Below are 12,515 nucleotides of genomic sequence, written 5' to 3'. Positions count from 1 at the left end.
CCCTCGCATGCTCATCCGTCCTTCCAAGGAGTATGGGAACAGATGAAGACGATCGACGAACTTCTCGCCGAAGGGGTCGCGGGTAAGCGGGTATTCGTCCGCGCCGACCTCAACGTGCCGCTCGACGGCACCACGATCACCGACGACGGCCGCATCCGCGCCGTCCGGCCGACGGTGGCCGAGCTCGCCGCCGCCGGCGCGCGGGTCATCGTCGCCTCGCACCTGGGCCGCCCCAAGGGTGCCCCGGACCCGGCGTTCTCGCTGGCCCCGGCCGCGGCCCGGCTGGGTGAACTGCTCGGCACCGAGGTCGCCTTCGCGACCGACACGGTCGGCGAGTCCGCCCGCGCCACGGTCGCCGCCCTCACCGACGGCCAGGTCGCCGTCATCGAGAACCTCCGCTTCAACGCCGGCGAGACGTCCAAGGACGACGCCGAGCGCGGAGCCTTCGCCGACCAGCTCGCCGAGCTCGCCGACGTCTACGTGGGCGACGGCTTCGGTGCCGTCCACCGCAAGCACGCCTCGGTCTTCGACCTCCCGGCCCGGCTGCCGCACGCGGCGGGAGGCCTCATCGCCACCGAGGTCGGCGTCCTGAAGAAGCTCACCGAGGACGTCGCGCGCCCCTACGCCGTCGTGCTCGGCGGTGCCAAGGTCTCCGACAAGCTCGGAGTCATCGACCACCTGCTGGAGAAGGCCGACCGCATCCTGATCGGTGGCGGCATGGCGTACACCTTCCTCAAGGCCAAGGGCCACGAGGTCGGTATCTCGCTGCTCCAGGAGGACCAGGTTCCGGCCGTCCAGGGATACCTCAAGCGTGCCGAGGAGCTCGGTGTGGAGTTCGTGCTCCCCGTCGACGTCCTGGTCTCGCGTGAGTTCCCGGACCTGAAGACCAAGGCTCCGGCCAACCCGACGACGGTCGCCGCCGACGCCATCCCCGCCGACCAGGAGGGCCTGGACATCGGGCCCGAGACCCGCAAGCTGTACGCGGCGAAGCTCGCCGACGCGGCCACCGTCTTCTGGAACGGACCGATGGGCGTCTTCGAGCACCCCGATTACGCCGAGGGCACCAAGGCCGTCGCCCAGGCGCTCGTCGACTCCCCGGCCTTCAGCGTCGTCGGTGGCGGCGACTCCGCCGCCGCCGTCCGCATCCTGGGCTTCGACGAGAACGCGTTCGGACACATCTCGACCGGCGGCGGCGCCAGCCTCGAATACCTCGAGGGCAAGACGCTTCCCGGACTCGCCGCACTGGAGGACTGACCTTTCATGACCACCCGCACCCCGCTGATGGCGGGCAACTGGAAGATGAACCTCAACCACCTCGAGGCCATCGCCCACGTCCAGAAGCTCGCCTTCGCCCTGGCCGACAAGGACTACGACGCGGTCGAGGTCGCCGTCCTGCCGCCCTTCACCGACCTGCGCTCCGTCCAGACGCTGGTCGACGGCGACAAGCTGAAGATCAAGTACGGCGCCCAGGACATCTCGGCGCAGGACTCCGGCGCGTACACCGGAGAGATCTCCGGCCCGATGCTCGCCAAGCTGAAGTGCTCCTTCGTGGCCGTCGGCCACAGCGAGCGCCGTCAGTACCACGGTGAGAACGACGAGATCTGCAATGCCAAGGTGAAGGCCGCGTTCAAGCACGGCCTGACCCCGATCCTCTGCGTCGGCGAGGGCCTGGACATCCGCAAGGCCGGTGACCAGGTCTCCTACACGCTGGCGCAGCTCGACGGCGCGCTCAAGGACATCCCGGCCGAGCAGGCCGAGACCATCGTGATCGCCTACGAGCCGGTCTGGGCCATCGGCACCGGCGAGGTCGCCACCCCCGAGGACGCGCAGGAGGTCTGCGGCGCGATCCGCCGCCGGCTCGCCGAGCTGTACTCGCAGGAGCTGGCCGACGCCGTGCGCATCCAGTACGGAGGCTCGGTCAAGTCCGGCAACGTCGCGGCGATCATGGCCCAGCCCGATGTGGACGGTGCGCTGATCGGCGGCGCGGCGCTCGACGCCGACGAGTTCGTCAAGATCGTCCGCTTCCGCGACCAGTAGGATCGTCCGTTCCCGTCACCGGGTGAGTATGCGGTGACGCGGATCCGTCGTACCCTTGCGGGGGCCGAGGGGGGTGACCCCCGGGCCCCCGCCGTTCGTACATGCAGTCCTAGGAATTCCGGAAAGTAGGGACCAGCCGTGGTTTTGGCGTTCGAGATCGCCCTGATCGTCTTCAGCCTGCTGCTGATGCTGCTGGTGCTGATGCACAAGGGGAAGGGCGGCGGCCTCTCCGACATGTTCGGCGGCGGGATGCAGTCGTCCGTCGGTGGCTCGTCGGTCGCCGAGCGGAACCTCGACCGCATCACCGTAGTGGTCGGTCTGGGCTGGTTCGCGTGCATCGTCGTCCTCGCTCTGCTCATCAAGCTGGACAGCTGACCTCCGCGTTCGTGAATCCCGGTGACGGTGTAACTCCTTTCACTGGACGCGCGTTGGGCCTTACGTAGACTGGGGCAACCTCGAGCACCATCACGCAGGGAGTTACGACCGTGGCAAGTGGCAACGCGATCAGGGGAAGCCGGGTCGGAGCGGGGCCGATGGGGGAGGCCGAGCGAGGCGAGTCCGCGCCGCGCCTCCGCATCTCCTTCTGGTGCTCGAACGGGCACGAGACGCAGCCGAGCTTCGCCCATGACGCACAGGTACCGGACACCTGGGACTGCCCGCGCTGCGGGTTCCCCGCCGGTCAGGACCAGGACAGCCCGCCCGCCCCGCCGCGGACCGAGCCGTACAAGACGCACCTCGCGTACGTGCGCGAGAGGCGCAGCGACGCGGACGGCGAGGCCATCCTCGCCGAGGCTCTCGCCAAGCTCCGCGGAGAGATCTGAGGTCGACCCGCGGCGACAGCCGGGATCGCACGCCGTCCGGTGTGCGCGATCCGCGCGTGACGCCCCGCTCCGATTCGTTCACCGGCCGGTCACCCCCTGGGTGCCCGGCCGGAGCCCGTTCGCCGTCCGGCAGCCCGCCGTTGGCCCTGTGGACCCCCCAGATCAATTAGGTTGGAGGGGCAGCGGGGAAGGTTGCAGGTACGAGAAGAAGTGGGCGATTTCCGGGATGAACGCACAAGGCCGAACCAAGCTCAATCAGACGCCCGAGTGGGCGGCTCTCGGCAAGCACCGTGAGGAGTTCGGCGACACCCATCTGCGCCGGCTGTTCGCGGACGCGCCGGACCGCGGGGCCGCGTACACCCTCCGGGTCGGCGACCTCCACATCGACTACTCCAAGCACCTGGTCACCGACGAGACGCTGCGCCTGCTGCGCGACCTGGCCGTGGCCACGGACGTCGCCGGGCTGCGCGACGCGATGTTCCGCGGCGAGAAGATCAACACCACCGAGGACCGCGCCGTCCTGCACACCGCGCTGCGCGCCCCGCGCGACGCCGTGATCGAGGTCGACGGCGAGAACGTGGTGCCGGGTGTGCACGCCGTCCTGGACAAGATGGCGTCCTTCGCCGACCGGGTCAGGGCCGGGGAGTGGACCGGTCACACCGGCAGGCCGGTCAAGAACATCGTGAACATCGGCATCGGCGGATCCGACCTCGGGCCCGCCATGGCCTACGAGGTGCTGCGCTCCTTCACGGACCGCACGCTCACCGTCCGCTTCGTGTCCAACGTCGACGGTGCCGACCTCCACGAGGCGGTCCGCGACCTGGATCCCGCCGAGACGCTCTTCATCGTCGCCTCGAAGACCTTCACCACGATCGAGACCATCACCAATGCCACATCGGCCCGTGACTGGCTGCTGACCGGGCTGAGTGCCGGTCAGGAAGCGGTGGCCAAGCACTTCGTGGCGCTCTCCACCAACGCGGACAAGGTCACCGACTTCGGCATCGACACGGCCAACATGTTCGAGTTCTGGGACTGGGTCGGCGGCCGCTACTCCTACGACTCGGCGATCGGCCTCTCGCTGATGATCGCCATCGGGCCCGAGCGCTTCCGCGAGATGCTCGACGGCTTCCACCTCGTCGACGAGCACTTCCGCACCGCTCCCGCCGAGGAGAACGCCCCACTGCTCCTGGGTCTCCTCGGCGTCTGGTACGGGCAGTTCTTCGACGCCCAGTCGCACGTGGTCCTGCCCTACAGCCACTACCTGTCGAAGTTCGCCGCTTATTTGCAGCAGCTGGACATGGAGTCCAACGGCAAGTCCGTGGACCGGGACGGCAGTCCGGTGGAATGGCAGACCGGCCCGGTCGTCTGGGGGACCCCGGGGACCAACGGGCAGCACGCCTACTACCAGTTGATCCACCAGGGCACCAAGACCATCCCGGCCGACTTCATCGGGTTCGCCACGCCCGTCCAGGACCTGCTGCCGGGGCTCATCGCCCAGCACGACCTGCTGATGGCGAACTTCTTCGCCCAGACGCAGGCACTCGCCTTCGGCAAGACCCCCGAGGAGGTCCGCGCGGAGGGCGTCGCCGAGGAGCTCGTCCCGCACAAGACCTTCCGGGGCAACCACCCCACGACGACGATCCTCGCCGACCGGCTCACCCCCTCGGTGCTCGGCCAGCTGATCGCGCTGTACGAGCACAAGGTGTTCGTGCAGGGCGCCGTGTGGAACATCGACTCCTTCGACCAGTGGGGTGTCGAGCTCGGAAAGGTGCTGGCGAAGAAGATCGAACCGGTGCTGACCGAAGGCACCGGCGGTGAGCAGCTCGACAGCTCCACCGCGGCGCTCGTGGCGACCTACCGGACCCTGCGCGGCCGCTGAGCGACGCCGGTCGCGGGGGAGGGGACGACGCACAGGTTCTGGCTGCCGGCGCCCGCCGTGGTGTACGCCGCCGACGGCCTGTCCTGCGGCGTCGCCCTCCCCCGTGGTGGTTCCGCACGCAGCGCCGGGAGGTCACCGAGGGTCCGTCCACGTGAGCACCGGGGCGTTCGGCGGGAGTCGCGGGGCGCACCGATGTTCCGCATCCAGACCGTGGACACCGTGCGCGGTCCGGCAGCCGGCGCCGGCCCCCTCTCCGGCGACGACAACCGGACAACACGGTGGCCGAGATCCGGCTACAGGAGTCCGTGGTGGTCGGGCCGCCCGCACAATCGACGCGTCCGCACCACCCTGACCCACGGACCACCGAAGGAGCAGCATGGCGCAGAACAACCACCTCTCCCTCCTCGCCGACCACAGCCGGGGCGCACTCGTCACGCTGAAGAAGGACGGCCGGCCGCAGCTCTCCAACGTCGACTTCGCCTACGACGCGGAGAGCCGGACCATCCGGTTCTCGACGACGGCGGGCCGTGCCAAGGTCGCCAACCTGCGGAGGGACCCGAGGGTCAGCCTCCACGTGACCTCCGGGTCCGGCGCGGCCTACGCCGTGTACGAGGGTGAGGCCACCCTCTCCGACGTCGCAGCCGAACCCCATGACGCCGCGGTCGAGGAACTGGTGGACGTCTACCGGGCCGTCCAGGGCGAACACCCGGACTGGGACGAGTACCGCCAGGCCATGGTCACCGACCAGCGGCTGGTGGTCCGCTTCCGCGTCGATCACACGTACGGCTGGGTCCCGGACCCGGCCTGACACTCCCTCACCGGCGTGACCCGTGCCGGGGGTGGGACGGCACGAGCCGGACATGCCGAGGGCCCGGAACCACTCGGGGGAGTGGTCCGGGCCCTCGGCATGTCCTTCGCGGTGCCTCCGGTCAGGCCGAGGCCGGCGGATACAGCGCGCGCGGCAGCTTCGACGCGGCCGCGGCGTCCAGCAGCCACAGCGTCCGGCTGCGGCCGTAGGCGCCCGCCGCCGGTGCCTGGATCTCCCCGGCGCCCGACAGCGCGATCTCCGCCGCCTCCGCCTTGTCCTCGCCCGCGGCCAGCAGCCACACCTCACGCGCCGCGCGGATCGCGGGCAGCGTCAGCGAGACCCTGGTGGGCGGCGGCTTCGGGGCGCCGTGCACACCGACGACGGTGCGCTCGGTCTCCCGCACCGCGGGCAGCTCCGGGAAGAGCGACGCGACATGGGTGTCCGGACCGACGCCCAGCATCAGCACGTCGAACGCCGGGACGGACCCGTGGTCCTCCGGCCCCGAGGCGGCGGCCAGCTCCTCGGCGTACCCCGCGGCCGCCGCGTCGGCGTCGCCGCCGTACGGCCCGTCCGACGCGGGCATCGCGTGGACCCGCGCGGGGTCCAGGCCCACCTTGTCCAGCAGGGCCTCACGGGCCTGCGTGACATTGCGGTCCGGGTCGCCCTCGGGCAGGAACCGTTCGTCGCCCCACCAGAGGTCGAGCCTCGACCAGTCGATCGCGTCCCGCGCGGGCGAACCGGCGAGCGCGGCCAGCAGGCCGTTGCCGTTGCGCCCGCCGGTCAGGACCACCGACGCGAAGCCGCGGGCGGCCTGGGCGTCCACGATCTTCGTGATCAGCCTGGCCGCCGCGGCCTGGGCCATCAGCTCCTTGTCGCGGTGCACGACGAGCTGCGGAGCGCTCACTTCGACGCCGCCTTCTTGGCCGCCGTCTTCTTCGCCGCGGGCGCCGCGGCACCCGTCGGCTCCGCCCGCTTCTGCCCCGTACCGACGGACGACGGCTCGGTGGGTCCGCCGAGGCGCTCCACGCCGAACTTCACCGTGGCCTCGTAGATGTTGTCCGGGTCCAGGCGGCGCAGCTCCTCGGCGAGGAGTTCGGCGGTCTCCCGCCGCTTCAGCGCCACCGCGCGGTCCGGCTGGCCGGCCATGCAGAGCGTCGCCAGCGAGCCGTCGGGCCGGTCCAGGACGATCGGACCGTTCTTCGTCTCCATCCTTACGGCCGTCAGACCGGGACCGCCGGAGAGCGTGCGCTCCACCGGCACACCGAGCCGGTCCGCGAGCCACATGGCCAGCAGCTCGCAGCTCGGGTTGTCCGACTCGCCCTCGACCGTCGCCGAGGCGACCTGCGCGGGCTGCTGGTCGAGCGCCGCCGCCAGCATCGAGCGCCACGGTGTGATGCGCGTCCACGCGAGGTCGGTGTCACCCGGCCGGTAGGTCGCCGCGCGCACCGACAGCTCGTCGAGCGGGTGCTCGGCGGAGTAGGTGTCGGTGATACGGCGCTGGGCGAGTGCGCCCAGCGGGTCCTTCGCCGGGTCCGCCGGGGCGTCCTCGGGCCACCACACCACGACCGGGGCGTCCGGCAGCAGCAGCGGCAGCACGACCGACTGGGCGTGGTTGGCGAGCTCGCCGTGCAGACGCAGCACGACGGTCTCGCCCGAGCCCGCGTCGGAACCGACCCGGATCTCGGCGTCGAGCCGCGCGTCGCGGCGGGCCCGCGGCGAACGGCTGACCCTCTTGATCACCACGATGATCCGCGAGGGGTGCTCGCGCGAGGAGTCGTTCGCCGCCTTGAGGGCGTCGTACGCGTTCTCCTCGTCCGTGACGATGACCAGGGTGAGCACCATGCCGACGGCCGGGGAACCGATGTCCCGGCGGGCCGAGACGAGGGCCTGGTTGATCTTGCTGGACGTGGTTTCCGTGAGATCGATCTTCATGGCCGGCGCCAGCTCCGTCCGTCGCGTGCGAGCATCTCGTCGGCCTCGGCCGGCCCCCACGTGCCGGCCGCGTACTGGGCGGGCTTGCCGTGCTTGTCCCAGTACTCCTCGATCGGGTCGAGGATGTTCCAGGAGAGCTCGACCTCCTGGTGGCGCGGGAAGAGGTTGGCGTCGCCGAGCAGCACGTCGAGGATGAGCCGCTCGTACGCCTCCGGGCTGGACTCCGTGAAGGACTCGCCGTAGGCGAAGTCCATCGTGACGTCCCGGACCTCCATGGAGGTGCCGGGCACCTTGGAACCGAACCGGACCGTGACCCCCTCGTCCGGCTGCACGCGGATGACCAGGGCGTTGCCGCCGAGTTCCTCCGTGGCGCCGGACTCGAAGGGGAGGTAGGGGGCGCGCTTGAAGACGACCGCGATCTCGGTGACCCGGCGGCCGAGGCGCTTGCCGGTACGGAGATAGAACGGCACCCCCGCCCAGCGGCGGTTGTTGATCGTCAGCTTGATCGCGGCGAAGGTGTCGGTCTTCGACTTGGGGTCGATACCGTCCTCCTCCAGATAGCCGAGCGCCTCCTCGCCGCCCTGCCAGGCGTGCGCGTACTGGCCGCGCACCGTGTGCTTGCCCAGGTCCTCGGGCAGCTCCACGGCCGTGAGCACCTTCAGCTTCTCGGCGACCAGCGCCTTCGGGTGGAAGGAGCCGGGCTCCTCCATCGCCGTGAGCGCCAGCAGCTGCAGCAGGTGGTTCTGGATGACGTCACGGGCGGCGCCGATTCCGTCGTAGTAGCCCGCCCGGCCGCCGATGCCGATGTCCTCGGCCATCGTGATCTGGACGTGGTCGACGTACGACCTGTTCCAGATCGGCTCCCACATCGTGTTGGCGAAGCGGAGCGCCAGGATGTTCTGGACGGTCTCCTTGCCGAGGTAGTGGTCGATCCGGAAGACCTCGTTCGGCGGGAAGACGTCGTGCACGAGCTGGTTCAGCTCCTGCGCGCTCTCCAGGTCGTGGCCGAACGGCTTCTCGATGACGGCCCGCCGCCAGCTGCCTTCCTTCTGGTCGGCCAGCCCGTGCTTCTTCAGCTGCTGGACGACCTTGGGGAAGAACTTCGGCGGCACGGAGAGGTAGAAGGCGAAGTTGCCGCCCGTGCCCTGGGCCTTGTCGAGCTCCTCGATCGTGGCCCTGAGGGTCTCGAACGCGACGTCGTCGTCGAAGTTGCCCTGGACGAAGCGCATGCCCTGGCTGAGCTGCTGCCAGACCTCTTCGCGGAAGGGCGTACGGGAATGTTCTTTGACCGCGTCGTGCACGACCTGGGCGAAGTCCTCGTCCTCCCAGTCGCGGCGCGCGAAGCCGATGAGCGAGAAGCCCGGCGGCAGCAGGCCGCGATTGGCCAGGTCATAGACGGCGGGCATCAGCTTTTTACGGGACAAATCGCCCGTGACGCCAAAGATCACCAGGCCCGACGGCCCCGCGATACGCGGGAGCCGTCGGTCCTGAGCGTCACGGAGCGGGTTGGCTCCGGGAACACCAGACAAGGTGGTCAGCCCTCCGAAGGAGCGAGGCGCTTGAGCTCGGCCTCGGTCGAGTTGAGCAGGTCGATCCAGGCGGCCTCGAACTTCTCGACGCCCTCGTCCTCCAGCAGCTGGACGACATCGTCGTAGCTGACCCCGAGCTTCTTCACGGTCTCGAGGTCGGCACGGGCCTGGTCGTAACCGCCGGCAACGGTGTTGCCGGTGATCTCACCATGGTCGGCCACGGCGTCCAATGTCGCCTCCGGCATGGTGTTGACCGTGTTGGGGGCGACCAGCTCGTCGACGTACAGGGTGTCCTTGAGGGACGGGTCCTTCACACCGGTGGAGGCCCACAGCGGCCGCTGCTTGTTGGCCTGCGCCTTGTCCAGCGCGGCCCAGCGCTCGCCCGCGAAGACCTCTTCGTAGGCCTCGTAGGCCAGACGGGCGTTGGCGAGGGCGGACTTGCCCTTCGCGGCCTTCGCCTCGTCGCTGCCGATCGCGTCCAGGCGCTTGTCGATCTCGGTGTCCACACGGGACACGAAGAAGGACGCCACGGAGTGGATCTTCGAGAGGTCCAGGCCGGCGGCCTTCGCCTTCTCCAGGCCCGCCAGGTAGGCGTCCATGACCTCGCGGTAGCGCTCCAGCGAGAAGATCAGCGTGACGTTGACGCTGATGCCCTTGCCGATGACCTCGGTGATCGCCGGCAGACCGGCCTTGGTCGCCGGGATCTTGATGAGGGTGTTCGGCCGGTCCACCAGCCAGGCCAGCTGCTTGGCCTCGGCGACGGTGGCCTCGGTCTTGTGCGCCAGACGCGGGTCGACCTCGATGGAGACCCGGCCGTCCTGGCCGTCGGTGGCGTCGAAGACGGGGCGCAGGATGTCGGCGGCATCACGGACGTCCGCCGTCGTGATCATGCGGATGGCCTCGTCGACCGTGACCTTGCGGGTGGCGAGGTCCGTGAGCTGCTGGTCGTAACCGTGGCCCTGGGAGATCGCCTTCTGGAAGATCGACGGGTTGGTCGTGACACCCACGACGTGACTCTGGTCGATCAGCTCGGCGAGGTTGCCGGAGGTGATCCGTGTGCGGGACAGGTCGTCGAGCCAGATCGCCACGCCCTCGTCGGAGAGGCGCTTGAGTGCGTCTGTCATGAGAAATGCATCTCCTACTTGTCGTATGTCAGCGTCAGCGCGCGGCGGCGGCGAGGGATTCCCGGGCGGCTTCCGCCACGCGGGCGGCGGTGAAGCCGAACTCGCGGAAGAGGACCTTGGCGTCGGCCGAGGCACCGAAGTGCTCAAGCGAGACGATCCGGCCGGCGTCGCCCACGTACCGGTGCCAGGTGAGGCCGATGCCGGCCTCGACGGCGACCCGGGCCTTCACGGACGGCGGCAGCACGCTGTCCTTGTACGCCTGGTCCTGCTCCTCGAACCACTCGACACACGGCATCGAGACCACGCGGGTCGGCACGCCGGCCGCCTGGAGCTCGTCACGGGCCTCGACCGCCAGCTGGACCTCGGACCCGGTGGCGATCAGAACGGCCTGCGGCTCGCCGCCCTCGGCGTCGAGGAGGACGTACCCGCCCTTGGCGGCGTTCTCGTTCGCCGCGTAGGTGGGCAGGCCCTGGCGGGAGAGCGCCAGACCGTGCGGGGCGCTCGTGCCGAAGTCCTTCTTGCCGCGCTCGAGGATCTCGCGCCAGGCGATGACCGTCTCGTTGGCGTCGGCCGGGCGGACGACGTTCAGGCCCGGGATGGCACGCAGCGAGGCCAGGTGCTCGACCGGCTGGTGGGTCGGGCCGTCCTCGCCGAGGCCGATCGAGTCGTGCGTCCACACGTACGTCACCGGCAGGTGCATCAGCGCGGAGAGGCGCACGGCGTTGCGCATGTAGTCGGAGAACACCAGGAAGGTGCCGCCGTAGACACGGGTGTTGCCGTGCAGCGCGATGCCGTTCATGGCCGCGGCCATGGAGTGCTCGCGGATGCCGAAGTGGATCGTGCGGCCGTACGGGTCGGCCTCCGGCAGCGGGTTGCCCACCGGGAGGAACGACGAGGTCTTGTCGATCGTGGTGTTGTTGGACCCGGCGAGGTCGGCGGAACCGCCCCACAGCTCGGGGATGACACCGCCGAGCGCCTGGAGGACCTTGCCGGACGCGGCACGCGTGGCGACACCGTGGCCCGCCTCGAAGACCGGGAGCTCGTCCTGCCAGCCGGCCGGCAGCTCGCCCGCGGCGATCCGGTCGAAGTCGGCCGCGCGCTCGGGGTTGGCGGTGCGCCAGGCGGCGAAGGACTTCTCCCACTCGGCCTTGGCCTCGCGGCCGCGGTCCAGCGCCTCACGGGTGTGCGCGATGACCTCGTCGGAGACCTCGAAGGTCTTCTCCGGGTCGAAGCCGAGGACCCGCTTGGTGGCCGCGATCTCGTCGTCGCCGAGGGCCGAGCCGTGCGCAGCCTCGGTGTTCTGGGCGTTCGGGGCGGGCCAGGCGATGATCGAGCGGGCCGCGATGAAGGACGGGCGCTCCGTCTCGGCCTTGGCCGCCTGGAGCGCGCGGTAGAGGCCCTCGGGGTCCAGGTCGCCGCTGGGCAGCTGGTCCACCCGCTGGACGTGCCAGCCGTAGGACTCGTAGCGCTTCAGGGTGTCCTCGGAGACCGCGGTCTCCGTGTCGCCCTCGATGGAGATGTGGTTGTCGTCCCACAGCAGCACCAGGTTGCCGAGCTTCTGGTGGCCGGCCAGCGAGGACGCCTCGGCCGAGATGCCCTCCTGGAGGCAGCCGTCGCCCGCGATGACCCAGATGGTGTGGTCGAAGGGAGAGGTGCCGGCCGCCGCACGCGGGTCGAAGAGACCACGCTCGTAGCGGGCCGCCATCGCCATGCCGACGGCGTTGGCGACGCCCTGGCCCAGCGGGCCGGTCGTCGTCTCGACGCCCGTGGTGTGACCGTACTCCGGGTGGCCCGGAGTCTTCGAGCCCCAGGTGCGGAAAGCCTTGAGGTCGTCCAGCTCCAGGCCGTACCCGGCGAGGTAGAGCTGGATGTAGAGGGTCAGGCTGGAGTGGCCCGCGGACAGTACGAACCGGTCGCGTCCGGTCCATTCGGCGTCCGCCGGGTCGTGACGCATCACCTTCTGGAAGAGGGTGTAAGCGGCAGGAGCGAGGCTCATCGCCGTGCCCGGGTGGCCGTTTCCGACTTTCTGTACGGCGTCCGCGGCCAGGACGCGGACGGTGTCCACGGCCCGCTGGTCCAATTCGGTCCACTGGAGGTCTGTGGTGGTCGGCTTGGTGCTCACCCTGAGTCAGGGCTCCTCTCCACTGTTGTAAACCGGTGACTGGATACCGCACCGGGCATTGTCGAGCCTACCCCCGCCGGAAGGCCGTACTTCTGCCCTTTCCACAGTGCGGGCGACCTGCGGAGTTCGCCTCCCGTATGAGCGCCGCCGTTCACTTCTGCGCCACCCCAACACGACCCCACCCCCGCGAAGAGCGGCGTATGCCCAACGTCTACAGTGGTCTGGTTCGCGCAAGTCTTTACCGGGCTTTCACGCCCGGAGCT

11 protein-coding genes are annotated in these 12,515 nt (G+C 69.9%); 6 read left to right on the top strand and 5 right to left on the bottom strand.

All coding sequences use genetic code 11. The features are described from left to right. The first annotated feature begins 42 nt into the window (after positions 1–42). The 6 genes from ACGFNN_RS25770 to ACGFNN_RS25745 all read left to right on the top strand — a co-directional run bounded on the left by ACGFNN_RS25770 (position 43) and on the right by ACGFNN_RS25745 (position 5,545). Positions 43–1,254 carry a phosphoglycerate kinase gene (locus tag ACGFNN_RS25770; RefSeq protein ID WP_362542862.1) on the top strand — a complete coding sequence of 404 codons (1,212 nt, stop codon included), beginning with the start codon at positions 43–45 and terminating at the stop codon, positions 1,252–1,254. Positions 1,255–1,260: 6 nt separating this feature from the next. Beyond that, on the top strand, positions 1,261–2,037 hold the full coding sequence (tpiA, locus tag ACGFNN_RS25765) for a triose-phosphate isomerase (protein ID WP_362542859.1): 777 nt from the start codon (positions 1,261–1,263) through the stop codon (positions 2,035–2,037). Positions 2,038–2,175: 138 nt separating this feature from the next. Beyond that, positions 2,176–2,412 carry a preprotein translocase subunit SecG gene (gene secG, locus ACGFNN_RS25760; RefSeq protein WP_031094498.1) on the top strand — a complete coding sequence of 79 codons (237 nt, stop codon included), beginning with the start codon at positions 2,176–2,178 and terminating at the stop codon, positions 2,410–2,412. A 110-nt stretch (positions 2,413–2,522) separates the two neighbouring features. Further along, a complete protein-coding gene (locus ACGFNN_RS25755; protein WP_362542855.1) occupies positions 2,523–2,858 on the top strand; it encodes an RNA polymerase-binding protein RbpA in 336 nt (111 codons plus the stop codon). Positions 2,859–3,084: 226 nt separating this feature from the next. Then, entirely contained in the window at positions 3,085–4,737 is a 1,653-nt protein-coding gene (gene pgi / locus ACGFNN_RS25750) for a glucose-6-phosphate isomerase (protein ID WP_393559327.1), read from the top strand. A gap of 376 nt (positions 4,738–5,113) precedes the next feature. Next, positions 5,114–5,545 (top strand): PPOX class F420-dependent oxidoreductase, encoded by a 432-nt coding sequence (locus ACGFNN_RS25745; protein WP_393559325.1) that lies wholly within the window; start codon positions 5,114–5,116, stop codon positions 5,543–5,545. Between the two features lie 121 nt (positions 5,546–5,666). Here ACGFNN_RS25745 and pgl read toward each other — a convergent pair whose 3' ends face one another. Genes pgl through tkt form a run of 5 tightly spaced genes read right to left on the bottom strand, consistent with a single transcriptional unit; the run spans position 5,667 to position 12,252 of the window. Next, entirely contained in the window at positions 5,667–6,449 is a 783-nt protein-coding gene (pgl, locus tag ACGFNN_RS25740; protein ID WP_393559323.1) for a 6-phosphogluconolactonase, read from the bottom strand. Then, positions 6,446–7,477: a glucose-6-phosphate dehydrogenase assembly protein OpcA gene (gene opcA / locus ACGFNN_RS25735; RefSeq protein WP_393559321.1), complete on the bottom strand. Its 1,032-nt coding sequence runs from the start codon at positions 7,475–7,477 to the stop codon at positions 6,446–6,448. Before opcA ends, pgl begins: the two co-directional genes overlap by 4 nt. After that, positions 7,474–9,006, bottom strand: coding sequence for a glucose-6-phosphate dehydrogenase (gene zwf, locus ACGFNN_RS25730; protein WP_099176111.1), 1,533 nt, complete (start codon positions 9,004–9,006; stop codon positions 7,474–7,476). The genes opcA and zwf overlap by 4 nt, the downstream gene beginning before the upstream one ends. A 5-nt stretch (positions 9,007–9,011) precedes the next feature. Continuing rightward, complete coding sequence (tal, locus tag ACGFNN_RS25725; protein ID WP_362667508.1) at positions 9,012–10,130, bottom strand: transaldolase; 1,119 nt, start codon at positions 10,128–10,130, stop codon at positions 9,012–9,014. A gap of 34 nt (positions 10,131–10,164) precedes the next feature. After that, positions 10,165–12,252, bottom strand: coding sequence for a transketolase (gene tkt / locus ACGFNN_RS25720; protein ID WP_393559319.1), 2,088 nt, complete (start codon positions 12,250–12,252; stop codon positions 10,165–10,167). Between the last annotated feature and the right edge of the window lie 263 nt (positions 12,253–12,515).

Origin of the sequence: Streptomyces sp. NPDC048590 (assembly GCF_043199535.1) — a bacterium.
In the GTDB taxonomy this organism is placed as follows: Bacteria; Actinomycetota; Actinomycetes; order Streptomycetales; family Streptomycetaceae; genus Streptomyces.
This window is presented reverse-complemented; position numbering and strand designations above follow the sequence as displayed.